Raw genomic sequence first — 14,806 nt, 5'->3', positions numbered from 1 at the left:
GTCGCCGCGCTAGCGTGCGCGCCGGCGCCGCCGCGCGCTCGCGAGGCCCGCCGCGAGCGCGAACCCGATCGCGCCGCTGGCGGGCGGCGCTGCGTCCTCGCCCCGCCCCGCGCCTGCCGCGCCGATCTTGCACCCGCACCCGTCCGACGCCTCCGCTGGCGGCGGCTCGGATCCCCCGCCGCCGCTGCCGGTCGCCGCGGCGCCGTCGCACCGCTGCGAGCCGATGGTGAGCGCCGTCGCACCCCACAGCGGAGCGCAGGTCGCGGTCGCGCCGCTCTCCGGCGCGCACTCGATCGGCCCGCAGAGCCCGTCGAGGTGCAGCAGCGCGGAGAAGCTCTCGCCGTCGTCGATCGATCGGCCCACCGTGAAGCCGTCGGCGAACTCGTCGCCGCAGGCGAAGAGCGCCTCGGCGGTCCAGGTCAAGCACCGCGCGCCGACGTCCGAGATCTTCTCGAACTCGAGCGACGCGGCCGGCGCGCGCCAGATTCCGTCCTGGGGCCCGCCCACGATCACGGTCGCGCCGTCCGGCGAGAGCGCGAAGCCGAGGAGGTCGCCGGCGCTCTCGAACGCGGTGGTGAAGCTGCGCCCTCCGTCCTTCGAGACGAGCAGCGTATCGGTCGGATCGCCGTCGAGCCGCACGTAGACGATGTCGGGGTCGACGGGATCGATCGCGCCCAGGAACGGCAGGCGCATGTCGTCGCTCCCCGAGATGTCGAGCCGCTCCCAGGTCGCGCCGCGATCGTCGGTGCGCTGGAGGGCCCCGGCGTAGTCGGGCGCGCCGTAGCGGCCGCTCACGTAGACGCGCGCGCGGTCCGAGGGGGCGGCGTCGACCGTGTGGGCGAGGAAGTCGTCGGGCAGATCGACGCCGGCCTTCGTCCAGCTGTCCGCGTTGTCGCTCGTCTCCCAGAGCTGGGTCAGGAACTGGCCCGCCCCGAGCCCCGCGCTGACGACGAGCACGGCACGGGAGGGGTCCTCGCGATCGGCCGAGAGGTCGATGACGTAGCGGTTCATCAGATCGCCCTGGGCGAACGACCAGTCGCAGCCGCCGTTCTTCGACGCGCTGAGGCCGTCGAAGACGCCGGCGATGATCGTCCCGTCGGCCAGGAAGGCGAGCATCGGGTCCTCGTTCCCGCCGAAGCCGACGACCGGCTCGCAGATCCAGCGCCAGCGCTCGCCGCCGTCGTGCGTGGCGAGCAGGCCGTAGGTCGCGCGGACCATGAGGCGCGACGGGTCGCTCGGGTGTGACGCGATCAAGCCTGCGGCCGGAAAGCGGCCGTTGGCCGAGGCCGGCGCGGAGAGCGCAGCGACCGAGAGCAGCGCCGCGACCGAGAGCAGCGGCGCCGCGCAGGACGAGAGGGGGCCGCGCCGTCGCGCGCCTGGCCCGCTGTGGGGGTGACGCGTCGGCGCAGGGAGGGCTCGCACGGAGCGTTCTGTAGGGGCTCGCACGAGGGGTGAGCCTAGTGGACGTCGAACTCGAATGCCGCCTCGTCGATGAGGGACGAGGTCAGGGCCCGGCATTGCACGTCCCAGAGGCCCCCCATCCCGAAGGGCACGTCGGCGATCTCGTACACGCCGGGCTCGATCTCCGTGCCCTCGTGCACGGACCCGTGCCCCATGCCCGTCATGCTGGCGTAGCAGCGGAGCTTGATCCGCTGCGCCGGGTCCCGCGAGTCGGTCCAGGTGAGCCGCACGTGGAAGGTGTTGAAGCCTCGCTTGATCGGCTCGGTCGACTCCACAGCGAACTCGATGCGCCCGTTCGCACCGACGTCCAGCCGGTGGCCGTCGTCCGGCTCCACGTCCCGGGATCCGCAGCCCGCCGGCGAGAGGACGGCGAGCGCCACGAGGAGTGCGGCGCAGGCGCGCGCCCAGCGGCGCCTGGGAGGTGACTTCGGCGAAGGCTGTTCACGAGGTTCAATCACGTCTTCCCCACACGTAGCGAAGGCCTGCGGACAGGGCGGCGAACGCGCCCTCGTTGCGGCCGATCCCGGAGATCGGCACGTCCACCTGGAGGTTGCCGACGGCGGTCCAGCGCGCGCCGACGTCGTGGGCCAGCACGGCGAGCAGCGCCGTCCGCGCGCGCTCCTTTCCCATGGGATTGCGGGGGCCCGGGCCAGGCTCATCCTCGCTCGGCGCGCCCTCGCGCTCGTGGAGCGCGCCCACGGTGAGCGAGGCGCCGGAGGGCCACGAGGGCCCCGCCGCGGCGAGGATCTGCACGCGGGGCGCGGACCGCGCCGCGTCGCCGTCAGGGAGACGGTGGCTGGTGCGGACGCTCGTCGAGGCGGCGAGCAGCGCGTGGAACGAGCCCCACGACTTCTCGAAGACCATCCCCGGCCGGATCTCGGCCACCCCGAGGCCGGTCGTGTCGGCGCCGGTGATGTCGACGCTGTCGACGCCCATCGCGCGGGCGCCGGTCGCGCCGCTCACGCCGGCGTCGAGCGGCGCCGCCCCGGTGCTCGGGCCGCGCCCGGTCGGGAGCGTCACGCCGAGCGTGAACGCGGCGGACGGGATCCACGGCGACGCCGCGCCGTCGATAAGGTCGATCCTGACTGCCGCGCCCAGGTCACCCGGCCCGCCGCCGGACGACGTGGCGCCGAGCCCCACCCCGCTCCAGGTGACCATCATCGGCACGGACACGGCGAGCTGGAGGTGATCCCCGGCGCGCACCAGCCACCCGGCCTCGGCCTTCAGCTCGCGGTGATAGACGCCCTCGCCGGACGCGTCGAAGCCTCCGTCCACCGCCCACGCCCCGAGCTGCTCGCTGAGCCGGACGGAGAAGCTCGCCGCGGCGCGCTCCGAGGGAGCGAGCCACTGGGCCATGCCGTGCCCCGCACCGCAGCAGGCCGACGCGCGCGCGGCCCTCGGATGCACCGCGAGCGACAGCAGGAGCACCACACCGGCGACGACTCTGGCCAGCACGGCCGCTCCTATAGGCGAGGCTCCTGCCCTGCGCCAATGCGACACGTTGTCGCGCGGAGGGCGCCTGATCTCGGTCGGGCCGCGCCTTCACGCGGTGTCGCGAGCCGTTTCCGTTCCGCGCGCAGCGCCTCGCGACCGCGCGCGGTGCTCGGCGACCGCGCGCGGCGCTCAGCTGGCGAGGGCCTGGCGGTAGACCTGGACGTAGCGGCGCGCGGGGCGGTCCCAGCCGAGGTCGAGGCGCATGATGCGGCGCTGGACCGCGGGCCAGCGGGGCGACGTGAGGGCCGCGAGGGCGCGCTGGACGCCGCCGAGCAGCGACGTGGCCGTCGGCTTGTCGAACAGGAACCCCGTGCCGGTCTCCAGGGCGGCGTCGATGTCGACGATCGTGTCGACGAGGCCTCCGGTCCTGCACGCCACCGGGGCAGCGCCGTAGCGCTGCGCGTACAGCTGCACGAGGCCGCACGGCTCGAAGCGCGACGGCACGACCACGAGGTCGGCCGCGGCCATGAGCCGGTGCACGACGGCCTCGCTCACCCCGCCGAGGAACTTCGCCCGCTCGGGCGCCTTGGCCGCGGCGGCGGAGAGCTTCTCCATGAGCTCGGCGTCGCCCTCACCGGCCACGACGACGCTGACGTCGCCCTTCAGGATCTTCGGCATGGCGTTCGCGAGCAGGTCGCTGCCCTTCTGCGCGACCACCCTGCCGATGGACACGAGGAGCGGGCGATCCGGCCGGATCTCGAGCCCGAGCTCCTGGAGGAGCGCGCTCTTGCAGCGGCCCTTGTTGCTCACGTCCTCCGCGTCGTAACGGGCGATGATGGCCGGATCGGTCATCGGGTTCCAGACGGCGTAGTCGATGCCGTTGACGATGCCGGACAGCTGGTTCGCCCGGGTGCGGAGCACGCCGTCGAGGCGCTCGCCTTGCTTCGGCGTGAGGATCTCGCTCGCGTACGTGGTCGAGACGGTGGTGAGCGCGTCCGCGGCCAGGATGCCGCCCTTGAGGAAATTGAGCTGGCCGTAGAACTCGAGCCGCTCGGGCCGGAAGTGGTCGTCGTCCAGGCCGAGGTACGGGAGCGCGTCCTTCGGGAAGAGGCCCTGGTGCGCGGCGTTGTGGAGGGTCAGCACGGTCCGGCCAGGCGCGGACTGCTGGTGGCGGAGCAGGTACGGCACCATGGCCGTGGGCCAGTCGTGGGCGTGGACGATGTCGAACGGCGAGCCCGACCGGGCGCGCTGGCGGACGAGCTCCACGACGGCGCGGGAGAACAGGGAGAACCGGCGCGCGTTGTCCTCGTAGTCGCGCCCCTCCTCGCCGTAGATGCCGGGTCGATCGTGGAAGCCTGGTACGTCGAGGACGACGAGCTCCACGCCCGTGCTGAGCCGCCCGTCGAAGAGCGTCACCTGGATCGGCCCGCCCGGCGACACCTTCGCGTCGACCTCGAGCGGCATCGGGGTGAGGCGGCGCGCCATCATCAGCCCGCTCGAGTCGAGCGCCTGGTAGCGCGGCAGCGCGATCGTCACCTTGTGCCCGAGCAGCCGGAGCGCCTTCGAGAGCGACGAAACGACGTCGGCCAGGCCGCCGACCTTGACGATGGGCGCGATCTCGGACGCAGCGAAGAGGATGTCCATGCGGGCGCCGTGTGTAGCACGAACCGGGGCGCGTACAGCGCGGCTCCGAACCCACAGCGGCGCTGAACGCTGGCCAGCGCCCGGGTGTCGCCGCGGAGGCAGCGCCATGCGCGCCGTTTTGGAGCAACTTTCCATCCGCGCCACATCCACTTCCAGGGCCCTACATGCATCCACTTCCAGGGCCCTACATGGCGGAGACAGGCCGTCCTGCCCTGTGTATCGTTTATCCATGCGCAGTACCCTTAATTTTCCCAGGCTTTCCTTGCTCGTCGCCCTCCTCGCCACCGGCGTCGCCGTGAACTGCGGAGGCAAGAACGACGGCGACGGTTCGTCCCAGGGCTCCGGCGGCATCGGTGGCCATGGCGGCAGCGGCGGCGCGGGCGGCGCGGGCGGCGTCGCCGGCTCGGGCTCGGGCTTCGGCGAAGGCGGCGCGGGGCTCGACTTCGCCGGCTCGCACAGCTCGAGCGGCACGGACGGCGGCGGCGGCGGCGCGTGCCAGCAGCTCGACATCACGTTCGAGCCGCAGACGCCGACCGTGATGATCGTCGTCGATCGCTCGGGCAGCATGTACGGCAGCGGCTTCTGGGATCCGCTCAAGACCGCGGTGCTCAGCGTCGTCGACAGGCTGCAGGACCGGGTGCGCTTCGGCTTCGTGACGTTCACCGGGATCGAGAACAGGCAGTGCCCGCTGCTCGCGAGGGCCGACGGCATCGCCCTCAACCACCACGCCGCCATCTCGGCCGCCTACGAAGAGGCCTCCACGGTGCCGCCCGGCAAGCTCGAGACGCCCACCGCCATGACGTTCAACGAGACGGTCGTCCCGGAGCTCCTCGCGTTCCCGGAGCCCGGCCCCAAGTACATCCTGTTCGTCACCGACGGCGAGCCCGATCGCTGCGACGACGTGCGGGCCGAGTGCGCGCGCGACGACGTCGTCGGCGCGGCGCAGGACGCCTACGAGCAGGGCATCGGCACGTTCGTCTTCGGCCTCGGCTCGGGCGCGCTCGCGCAGCACCTGCAGGACGTGGCGAACGCCGGCGCGGGCCAGCCCGTCCAGCGGCCCAGGAGCGGCACGGACGCGGACTGCTTCACCGGCGCAGGCACTTACGCCGACGCCGGCGGCACCGCCACGTACTACACGCCGGACCCCACCGACGCGTCCTCCCTGGAGGACGAGCTCGACGCGGCCATCGCCGGCGTCAAGAGCTGCACCTTCGACCTCCAGGGCTCGATCGAGGTCGACGTCCGCAACGCGTCGCTCGGCCAGGTGCTCCTCGACGGCACGCCCGTGCCCTACGACGCTCAGAACGGCTGGACGATGGAGAGCGCCACGCAGCTCACCCTCGTCGGCGACGCCTGCGAGCAGCTCAAGGACGCGCAGGAGATCTCGTTCGACTTCCCCTGCGAGATCCTCGTCCCCCAGTGACCCCAGCGAACGACGCGCCGACGCGCGCCGCCCCTTTTCCGCGCCACGGGCCGGCGCTTTTGCTAAAGGCCAAGGCCGGCTCGGCCCATGACCAGGATCAGCGCGCGAGAGCTCGCCGGCACGAGCGGCCCCTTCGGCCGCGGCACGCCGGTGGTGCGCCCCGCGGAGGTGCCGGAGGGGTCGGTCGTCACCGTGCTGCGCGTGCCGCCTGAGTCGGCCGGCATGCGGCTCGACCGGTTCGTGCAGACCCAGCTCAAGCGGACGAGCCGCACGCGCGCCGCCGAGATCGTCGCCCGCGGCGCCTACTCGCCCGAGGCGCGGCGCCTGCGCGGCAGCGATCGCGTCCGGCCGGAGCAGTGCATCCTGCTCTGGCGCGAGCCGTGGGACGAGCAGGCGCCCGACACCCCGATCCCGGTCCTCTACGAGGACGACGCGCTGCTCGCCATCGACAAGCCGGCGGGCCTGCCGGTGCACCCCACGGCGCGGTACCACAAGAGCACCGTGATCAAGATGATGGAGGCCGCGCGCCCCGGCGAGCGGCTGTTCCTGGCCCACCGGCTCGACCGGGAGACGAGCGGCGTGCTGCTGCTCTGCCGCACGCCCGAGGCCGATCGGACCGTGAAGGCGCAGTTCGAGGAGCGCACCGGCGTCGTCAAGCGCTACGCCGCGATCGCGTGGGGCTGGCCCGAGCGCGAGACGTTCCGGGTCGAGCTGCCGCTCGAGCTCGACGACGCGAGCCGCTACAAGGTCAAGATGCGGGTCGCGCCGCCGGGCCGCGGCCTCGCGTCGGCCACCACATGCGAGGTGCTGGGCCGTCGCGCCGATCCCCTCACCGGCCGGCGCTACGCGCTCGTCCGCTGCACGCTCGAGACCGGCCGGCAGCACCAGATCCGGGTCCACCTCGCGGCGAGCGGCCTCCCGCTCGTCGGCGACAAGCTCTACGGCCCGGACGAGGGCATGTTCGCGCGCGGCGCCGACGGCGTGCTCACCGACGACGACCGCCGCGCGCTCGAGCTCGACCGTCACGCCCTCCACGCCGCGCTCCTGGAGCTCACGCATCCGATGACAGGCGAACGCGTGCGCATCGAGGCGCCGCTCTCGGACGATCTGCGCACCTTCTGGGACGCGCTCGACGCGTGATCCACGCGGAAGGCGGAGGATCCATCGCGGGCCACCCCTCCGCTCGTGTGTGTGTGCGGGGCGACGCTTGCGGGACGCGATGACACCGGTGGGCGAGGCGGCGCCTGCGGCGCGCCATGGACGCTGCTGACCGGAGCCCCGCGCGAGCGCGCTCGTGCGCCTGCGGATCTTGTGCCGAAGTGCCGACTTACGTACGATGGCCGAGATGACGCGTGCGCGAGACGACCTCGAGGCGCTGCGGGATCCAGCGCTCCGGTCCACACCGCTCGAGGCCGAGAGCACCGCCCAGAGCACGACATCCGGGCCGGCGCCTGGTCCGGGAGAGACGATGCAGGACGCGGCGGCGCCCTCTCCAGGAGAGCCTGCCGGCGCCGGAGAGCCGCGGCAGGCGGGCCCGGAGCGGGCCGCAGCGGCCTCGTCGGCCGGCGCCGCGCCGCTGCAGGCCGACCCGCGGGCCCGGGGCGACGAGAGCCTGGATCGGGAGCGCTACGAGCGGTACGCGATGCCGGCGAGCGATCTGCCCGCGGCCAACGTGCAGGCCTTTCGCGGCGACGCGAGCGGGGTGCTCGCGATCGTCCGGCGCGCCGTGCAGTCCGTCACGCGCGATCCGGCGCGCCACCGGCGCCGGCTGCCGAAGTCCCGCTTCGACGCGATCCGCAGCCTGCCGGAGCTCGCGATGGCGCTCGACTACGCGGTGACGCGCATGCAGCCCGAGAGCGCGCCGCCGCCCGAGATCGTCGAGAAGCTCGATCTGCTCTACGGGGCGCTGCGCCCGACGCTCGCCACGGCCGAGGTGTACTTCCCGCGCAGCATCGTCCCGGAGACCTTCGGCATCGTCCGGCGCGCGCTCGTCGCCGGCGATCCCGCGAGCGCGACGGCCACCATCACCAACCTCATCCTGGACCGGTGGAGCCACGTGCAGAGCCGGATCCCGATCACGAGGGAGGAGCTGACCCAGCTGAACAGCACGGCGAAGTGGCTGCTCAGCAACACGCGCCCGCCGGAGCGGCTCGACTCGAGGGACATCCGCGATCGGCTGTGGTCGCTCCTGCGCGAGCGCTACGAGCAGCTGCGGGCGATCGCCCAGGAGGTCTCGGGCGACGACTCGCGGGAGTACGCGCCCGAGCGGCTCGCGGCCGATTGATCCGGCGCGCGGAGCCGCCCCGGCGCGGCGTGGAAGCCCGGCCAGGTCCGGACGGACGTCCGGGGGGCGGGGCGGGTGTACCGCCCCGCAGGCTCGATCTACGCTGCCGCCATGCAGGAGCTCCGCAAGACGACCTGTAACCGCGACTGCCCCGACGCCTGCAGCATCGTGGCCACCGTGGAGGACGGCCGCGTCGTGCGCCTCGGCGGCGACCCGGACCACCCGATCACGCGGGGCTTCCTCTGCTACCGCACGTCGCGCTTCCTGGAGACCCAGTACTCACCCGAGCGGCTGACGACGCCGCTGCTCCGCAAGGGCGGCGAGCTCACGCCCGTCTCCTGGGAGGAAGCGCTCGACACCGCGGCCGAGCAGCTCCTCACGATCCGGCGCGAGTCGGGCCCGGCCGCGATCTTCCATTACCGGAGCGGCGGCTCGCTCGGGATGCTCACGGGGATCGCCGACGCGTTCTTCGCGCGGTTCGGGCCGGTCACGGTCAAGCGCGGTGACATCTGCTCCGGCGCGGGCGACGCCGCGCAGCTCGCCGATTTCGGGGAGGAGGACAGCCATGACCTCGCCGATCTGCTCAACGCCCGGCACATCCTCCTCTGGGGCAAGAACGTCTTCACCTCGAGCCCTCACACGCTGCCGGTGCTGCGCGAGGCCAAGGCGCGCGGCGCGGAGCTCGTGCTCATCGATCCGATGCACCACAGGACGGCGTCGCTCTGCGGGGCGTTCTACCAGCCGCGCCCCGGCGGCGACTTCGCGCTCGCGATGGCCGTCGCGCGCGTGCTCTTCGACGAGGGGTGGGCCGATCCGCGCGCCGCGGACTACTGCGATCACCTCGACGCCTTCCGCGCGCTCGCGCGCCGGAGCTCGGTCGCCGCGTGGTGCCGCGAGGCCGACGTGCCCGAGCGCGCGGCCCTGGACCTCGCGCGCCGCCTCGCCGAGAGGCCCACGGCGATCCTCGTGGGCTGGGGCATGGGCCGGCGCACCACGGGCGGCGCGATCGTGCGCGCCCTCGACGCGCTGGGGGCGGTGAGCGGGAACCTCGGCATCCCGGGCGGCGGCGTCTCGTTCTATTTCAAGCGGCGCGGCGCGTTCGACCTCTCGCCGTTCGAGGGCGAGCGCCCGGCGCCCCGCACCGTCTGCGAGCCCCTGCTCGGGCGCGATGTGCTCGGGATGAGCGACCCGCCGATCCGCGCCGTCTGGGTGACCGCGGGCAACCCGGTCGCCATGCTGCCCGAGTCCGACACCGTCGCGGAGGCGCTCCGGACGCGCGACCTCGTCGTCGTTGTCGACTCCTTCCTCACGGACACGGCGCGGGTCGCCCACCTCGTGCTGCCCACGACGACGCTCCTCGAGGCGGACGACGTGGTCGGCGCCTACGGCCACCATTACCTCGGCGTCGCCACGCCCGTGGTCCCGCCCCCGGCCGGGGTGAAGAGCGATCTCGAGATCATGCAGGCGCTCGCGCGGCGCGTGGGCCTCGGCGGCGCGCTCGACGGCAGCGCCCGCGACTGGAAGCGGCGGGTCACCGAGCCCAGGCTCGCGCCGCTCGGTGTCACGCTCGAGACGCTGGAGCGCGGGCCGGTGCGCAACCCGCTGGCGCCGAAGGTGCTGTTCGAGGACCGCAAGTTCCCGACCCCGAGCGGCCGGGTCAACCTCATCACCGAGGCGCCCGAGGAGCGCGAGGATCCCGACGCGAGCGAATACCCGCTGCTGCTCATGGCGCTCTCCACCGAGAAGTCCCAGTCGTCGCAGTGGGCGCGACCCCAGCACGGTCCGGCCGTCGTCACGGTCCACCCGGACGCGGCCGGCGGCGTGCCCGACGGCGGCGCCTGCCGGATCACGTCGCGCGTCGGCGCCATGACGGCGCTGCTCCGCCACGATCCTGCCCAGCGCCGCGACGTCGCGCTCCTCCCGAAGGGAGGCCACCTCCGGGACGGCCGCTGCGCCAACGCGCTGATCACCGCGCGCACCACGGACATCGGCGAGGGCGGCGCGCTCTACGAGGAGCGGGTGCGCGTCGAGCCGATCGACCCGCCGGCGCCCCTGCCCTAGCTCCGCCCGCCAGGGATCCGGAGAGAGATTTCAACGCAAAGTCGCAAAGCCGCAAAGTCGCAAACAAGAACAATGGAGCTCCCGCTCCGGTCGGCCAGGCCGCGCCTGCCGACCCCCCTAGCCCGCGCGGCCGGCGGTCTCTTACGCTCGCGGGATGGCGAGAGAGCTGCCTGCAAGGTTCGGGATCACACCGCACGCGGCGCGCCGCCTGGCGAACCGGCAGATCGCGATCGGCGCGTCGATGGCGCTGGTGGGCGCGGGAGTGAGCGCGACGGGGATCGGCAGCGTCGCGGCCGGGGTGCCCTTCGGGATGGCCGGCGCGCTCATGATCGCGATCGGGCTTCGCGCCCGTTCGATCGGCGTCGCCGTGCAGGTCGTCAACAAGGCGTACAACCTCGCGGCGTCCGGCCAGCGCGAGGACGCCGCCGAGCTGCTCGACTACGCGGAAGCGACATACCGCTCGCGCTACGTCCTGCGCGTCATCGACGTCCAGCGCGCGCTCGCCGCCATGCAGCGCGGCGATCTCGCGGGCGCGCTCGCCCGCGCCGACGCCGCGGTGACCCGCCGCACCGACCCGCTCTCCTTTCACCTGGAGCACGCGACGATCGCCGCGGCGCGCTCGCTGAGGGCCCTGCTCCGCGCCTCGACGAGCGATCGCGACGGCGCCGCGGCGGACATCGAGCTCGTGCGGACGAGCGCCCTGGCGTCGCCCGAAGCGCTCGCCCGCGCGGAGCTCGCGGCCGCGGTGCTCCTGGAGCGCTCGGGCGACAGGGAGGCGCTGCGGGCGCACCTGCTCCGCGAGCGGGGCCTCCTCGTCGAGCACACGCGCCCGCGCGAGCGCGCCCTCGTCCGCGCCTACCAGCGCATGCTGAAGGCGAAGGCGAGCTCGGTCTACCGCACCGGCGCGAAGCGGGAGCCGGAGGCTTCAGGCGAGCTCTCGGCGGCGGACTGGGCGGCGCGCATCTCACCCGACGCGGCGCCGTTCATGCGCGCCCCCGCGCTGGCGGCGGGCGGCGTCGAGGAGCTGTCGCGCGCGGAGGTGGACCGCGCCGACGCCTCCGCGCGCGCCGCGGCGGACGGGCGCGTGGGGAGCAACCGCCAGCCGGTGACGAGGGCGGCGCGCCGCGTGCTGCTCCTGTGGGCGGCCCTGGTGATGCTGTTCCTGGGGGTGTGGCAGCTCTTGAGCTCCGATCGGGCGCCGACGGTGGCGCCCGAGGTCGAGCGCCTGCCAGCGGAGCCGATCGTCGGACCGCTTTCCATCGTCCTGGCGTTGCCGATCCTCTTCATCGTGATGCTCGTCGGGGCCGTGCTCGTGAACATGGCGCGCGCGCGCAAGCTCTCGCAGCGCTTCATGGCCGCCCAGATCGCCGTGGCGAAGGGCGAGGAGCAGCGGGGGAAGGGTGAGATCGAGGCGCTCACGCGAAGCATGGTGCCCGCGGCCGCGGCGCAGGCGCACCTCGCGCTCGCCGAGCTCTCGGAGCGGCGAGGGGAGCTGCCGGCGGCGCTCGCGGCGTGCGAGGCGGGGCTCGCGCGGCTGGGCACCGAGGCGGCGCGCGCGACGGCGGCGGACATCCTGCTGCCTGCGCTCCTGGCCGAGCGCGCGTTCCTGTTCGCGGCGATGGACCGGCGCGCCGACGCGCGCGCCGAGATGGCGCTGCTCGCGGAGCGGTACGCGTCGTACCCGTTCCTGGAGAGGGCCAGGCTGCGGGTGGCGCTCGCGCTGCGCGCGCGGGAGGGCGACATCGCCGGGGCCGCGCGCCTCACCGAGCGGGACGCGGATCTGCCGCTGAACGCGCGCGACGAGCTGCTCGCCGACGTGTGCCGCGCGGCGGCGAGCCCGGGCGCCGCGGGGGCTGGCGAGGTGGAGCGGCTCCGCGAGGAGCTCCGGCTCGACGCCGCGAGCCGGCGCTGGCTCTCGGCGGTCGCGCCGGCGGCGCTCGCGGCGTTCGAGCGCCTGAGGGAGCAAGGCGACGCGGAGGCGCTCGCCGGGGCCGAGGCCCTCGCGGAGACGGAGGCGCTCGCGGAGGCCGAGGCCCTCGCGGAGGCCGAGGCCCTCGCGGAGCGCGCCGGGGTGCGCCCGCGGGACGCCGGGGCGGCGTGAGCGCCGCGCGCCGCTCAGTCTTCTCGAACAGGCGCCCGCATCGGCTCCCTCGGCCTGGTCCGCTCGGGGGGCGCGGCGGCCGAGCCCTCCACGGCGTCGCCGATCTCGCGCGCCACGTCCTCCACGGTGCGCAGGCTGATCCTCCCGGCGACCACCAGGGTCGCGCCGATCTCGCTGCAGTCGATGGGCTCCAGCCGCACCGGCGACGCGAACGCGTTGACGGCCGCCATCTGCCCGGCCGCGTAATCGAGGCGCGCGCCGAACACGAGGTCGCCGTACCGGGTATAGGAGACCAACCCGAGCGACGCGTGGGCGCCGCTCATCCGCTCGAAGAAGAGCTTCGACTCGGCGGACATGGGGCCTCGCAGGCTCGACAGCGCGTTGAAATCGGAGGCGACGCCGCCCACGAGGCTGAGGTCGCGCGTGAGGAACACCTCGGCGCCGAGCCCGACGTTGACGATGGGCGCCGCCGCCTCGACGATGTCGAGGCGGCCCCGCGCCCGGCTCGTCACCGCGCCCCCCGCGATCGCGATCTCCTCGCGATCGGCGGCGATCCGCGCGAACTCGCGCTGGCCCATGTAGAAGAAGCCGTCGAGCTCCAGCCGCAGCCTGCTCCACTCCGCGCTCGCGCCGACCGCGACGCGGGCTGGAGAGGGGGCCACGAACTCCCCTTCACCGGCCCAGTAGCGCGCCGCCGCCGTCCCGTCGGCGCGCGTGTCGGCGTAGCTCGCGTCCAGGGAGTCGACGGCGTGAACGCTGGGCGTCCGCAGGCTGATCCCGGCCGAGAACACCCGGTTCAGCCGGTACGTCACGCCGAGGTGCGCCAGGAGGTCCCATGAATCGCCCGAGAGCGCGGCCTGGTAGGTAGCGCTGCTCGCCGAGCCCGCGCTGGTGTCCTCCACGAGGCTGGCGACGCCGAGCGAGCTCGCGTAGCGGGTGCGCACGAGCGAGAGCGAGGCGCCCACGGCGAGGCGCGGGGTGGCGCTGTAGCTCCACGAAGGGCCGGCGCTGAAGCGACCCCACGCGTAGCGGAGCGTCTGTGCCTGGCTCACGCGCCGCGAGGCGGACTCCCCCGAGAATCGCAGCGCGTCGAACCCGAACTCGTTCTCCTCCGTCTTTCCGAGGCAGGCGGCGACGACCTGGCGGCCGACCGGCACCCGCGTCGAATCCGCGCCTCGTGCGCCGCTCTTCCAGTTGAAGAAATAGCATGTCGCGTCGGGGAGGCTGTCCAGCCCATGATCGCTCACCGACGTGCGATCGAGCCGGAGATCGCCGTAGAGGCCGGGGTCGACCGGCCCTGGCTGGTGCCACCGTTGCAGTGTGCGGTGCGCATAGCGGAAGAACGCCGACGAGAACGCGATGTTCCGGTCCTCGATGCGGACGATCGTGGCTGGGTTCAGGAAGGGCGCGGCGCCGTCGACGCCCAGCACGACGCCCGTGCCCCCCAGGAGCGCCGATCGCCCGCCGAGGAGCGCGGATTCGTACCTTCCCTGCGCGCGCGCCTCGCCTCCGCCGAGCGTCCCGAGCAGCGCGCTGGCGAGGCCGAGCAGCGCTCGGCGCGCTCCGGAGCTGCGAACCAGGGCGCGCGGGCTCGGCATGGCAGGCGCCAGCATGGATCACGGCGCCGTCGCCGCAATGGCGGCAGCGCCCGCCCGCGACCCCCTCTCGAGGCGACGTGCTCCTGCCCGATCCTCGCCCCCGCGCCGCGCGTCCCTGCGACGCCGCCCCGCGGTCTCTCTCGAGTCGCCGTTCGAGGGGGCGAGAAGTAAACTGCAACGGATGTCTGATCCGCTTCGCAGAGATGGGTCCGCCATGCCCGTGCCGCCGCTCGCCCCGCTGAAGGCCGTTGATCTCGAGGACGAGCGGCTAAAACGCTTGAACGCCCTCGGGCATTTTCTGGACAACTCGATCCGTATCCCTGGAGTCGGCTACCGGGTCGGCTACGACGCCGTGATCGGGTTGATCCCTGGGGTCGGCGATCTCATCGGTTTCGCGCTCTCGATTTACATCGTGCTCGCGGCGACGCGTTACCGTCTCCCCGCCTCCGCGGTGCTGCGCATGGTGCTCAACGTGGGCCTCGAGACGCTGCTCGGCACGGTCCCACTCGTAGGCGATCTCTTCGATGCGACCTACAAGGCGAACGCGCGCAACCTCGACTTGCTGCGCGCCCACCTCGCAGCGCGAACGCAGGGCGGCGCGCCGCCCTCGAATCTTCGTTTCTACGCCGGCCTGTTCCTGGCGCTGGCAGGCATCCTCGCCCTGGCAGCTCTCATGCTCTTCTCGCTGACGAGAGCGCTACAAGCCCTCTTCGGCTCCTGACGCCCCCTCTCCTCACTCCTCCGCAACGGACGCCCCCTCTCCTCACTCCTCCGCAACGCCCCCCGCCCGAGTCCCTCTC

11 protein-coding genes are annotated in these 14,806 nt (G+C 73.6%); 6 read left to right on the top strand and 5 right to left on the bottom strand.

What is annotated here, in order from left to right; genetic code table 11:
- Positions 1-9: 9 nt before the first annotated feature.
- From WMF44_RS17020 to glgA, 4 genes are all read right to left on the bottom strand, one after another.
- Positions 10-1,422, bottom strand: a complete 1,413-nt coding sequence (locus WMF44_RS17020) for a WD40/YVTN/BNR-like repeat-containing protein (RefSeq protein WP_437300160.1) — start codon at positions 1,420-1,422, stop codon at positions 10-12.
- A gap of 35 nt (positions 1,423-1,457) precedes the next feature.
- Entirely contained in the window at positions 1,458-1,841 is a 384-nt protein-coding gene (locus WMF44_RS17015) for a FixH family protein (RefSeq protein ID WP_437300159.1), read from the bottom strand.
- A 70-nt stretch (positions 1,842-1,911) separates the two neighbouring features.
- Positions 1,912-2,916 carry a hypothetical protein gene (locus WMF44_RS17010; protein ID WP_437300158.1) on the bottom strand — a complete coding sequence of 335 codons (1,005 nt, stop codon included), beginning with the start codon at positions 2,914-2,916 and terminating at the stop codon, positions 1,912-1,914.
- A gap of 168 nt (positions 2,917-3,084) precedes the next feature.
- The gene (glgA, locus tag WMF44_RS17005) at positions 3,085-4,539 is read right to left on the bottom strand and encodes a glycogen synthase GlgA (RefSeq protein ID WP_437300157.1); all 1,455 of its coding nucleotides are present in this window, start codon (positions 4,537-4,539) and stop codon (positions 3,085-3,087) included.
- A gap of 229 nt (positions 4,540-4,768) precedes the next feature.
- Here glgA and WMF44_RS17000 point away from each other — a divergent pair, with 229 nt between their 5' ends.
- The 5 genes from WMF44_RS17000 (at position 4,769) to WMF44_RS16980 (ending at position 12,408) form a co-directional block, all read left to right on the top strand.
- Positions 4,769-5,962 carry a vWA domain-containing protein gene (locus WMF44_RS17000; protein WP_437300156.1) on the top strand — a complete coding sequence of 398 codons (1,194 nt, stop codon included), beginning with the start codon at positions 4,769-4,771 and terminating at the stop codon, positions 5,960-5,962.
- A gap of 87 nt (positions 5,963-6,049) precedes the next feature.
- Positions 6,050-7,102: an RluA family pseudouridine synthase gene (locus tag WMF44_RS16995; RefSeq protein ID WP_437300155.1), complete on the top strand. Its 1,053-nt coding sequence runs from the start codon at positions 6,050-6,052 to the stop codon at positions 7,100-7,102.
- Between the two features lie 205 nt (positions 7,103-7,307).
- Positions 7,308-8,246 carry a hypothetical protein gene (locus WMF44_RS16990; RefSeq protein WP_437300154.1) on the top strand — a complete coding sequence of 313 codons (939 nt, stop codon included), beginning with the start codon at positions 7,308-7,310 and terminating at the stop codon, positions 8,244-8,246.
- Between the two features lie 111 nt (positions 8,247-8,357).
- Positions 8,358-10,307 (top strand): molybdopterin-dependent oxidoreductase, encoded by a 1,950-nt coding sequence (locus WMF44_RS16985; protein WP_437300153.1) that lies wholly within the window; start codon positions 8,358-8,360, stop codon positions 10,305-10,307.
- A 154-nt stretch (positions 10,308-10,461) separates the two neighbouring features.
- On the top strand, positions 10,462-12,408 hold the full coding sequence (locus WMF44_RS16980) for a hypothetical protein (RefSeq protein WP_437300152.1): 1,947 nt from the start codon (positions 10,462-10,464) through the stop codon (positions 12,406-12,408).
- Between the two features lie 14 nt (positions 12,409-12,422).
- On the opposite strand, the gene WMF44_RS16975 is transcribed toward WMF44_RS16980, so the two are convergent.
- Positions 12,423-14,006: a hypothetical protein gene (locus WMF44_RS16975; protein WP_437300151.1), complete on the bottom strand. Its 1,584-nt coding sequence runs from the start codon at positions 14,004-14,006 to the stop codon at positions 12,423-12,425.
- Between the two features lie 214 nt (positions 14,007-14,220).
- On the opposite strand from WMF44_RS16975, the gene WMF44_RS16970 reads away from it, so the two are divergent.
- Positions 14,221-14,727: a DUF4112 domain-containing protein gene (locus WMF44_RS16970; RefSeq protein ID WP_437300150.1), complete on the top strand. Its 507-nt coding sequence runs from the start codon at positions 14,221-14,223 to the stop codon at positions 14,725-14,727.
- The last annotated feature ends 79 nt before the right edge of the window (positions 14,728-14,806 follow it).

Source organism: Sorangium sp. So ce426 (assembly GCF_051475585.1).
In the GTDB taxonomy this organism is placed as follows: domain Bacteria; phylum Myxococcota_A; class Polyangia; order Polyangiales; family Polyangiaceae; genus Sorangium; species Sorangium cellulosum_B.
Note: the sequence above shows the minus strand (reverse complement) of the source record. Positions and strands in the feature narration are given on the sequence as shown.

What these genes read in the sequence shown, in the direction of transcription:
- glgA (WP_437300157.1), bottom strand. Translation starts at nt 4,539, where the DNA reads ATGGACATCCTCTTCGCTGCGTCCGAGATCGCGCCCATCGTCAAGGTC.
- WMF44_RS17000 (WP_437300156.1), top strand. Translation starts at nt 4,769, where the DNA reads ATGCGCAGTACCCTTAATTTTCCCAGGCTTTCCTTGCTCGTCGCCCTC.
- WMF44_RS16995 (WP_437300155.1), top strand. Translation starts at nt 6,050, where the DNA reads ATGACCAGGATCAGCGCGCGAGAGCTCGCCGGCACGAGCGGCCCCTTC.
- WMF44_RS16990 (WP_437300154.1), top strand. Translation starts at nt 7,308, where the DNA reads ATGACGCGTGCGCGAGACGACCTCGAGGCGCTGCGGGATCCAGCGCTC.
- WMF44_RS16985 (WP_437300153.1), top strand. Translation starts at nt 8,358, where the DNA reads ATGCAGGAGCTCCGCAAGACGACCTGTAACCGCGACTGCCCCGACGCC.
- WMF44_RS16980 (WP_437300152.1), top strand. Translation starts at nt 10,462, where the DNA reads ATGGCGAGAGAGCTGCCTGCAAGGTTCGGGATCACACCGCACGCGGCG.
- WMF44_RS16975 (WP_437300151.1), bottom strand. Translation starts at nt 14,006, where the DNA reads ATGCCGAGCCCGCGCGCCCTGGTTCGCAGCTCCGGAGCGCGCCGAGCG.
- WMF44_RS16970 (WP_437300150.1), top strand. Translation starts at nt 14,221, where the DNA reads ATGCCCGTGCCGCCGCTCGCCCCGCTGAAGGCCGTTGATCTCGAGGAC.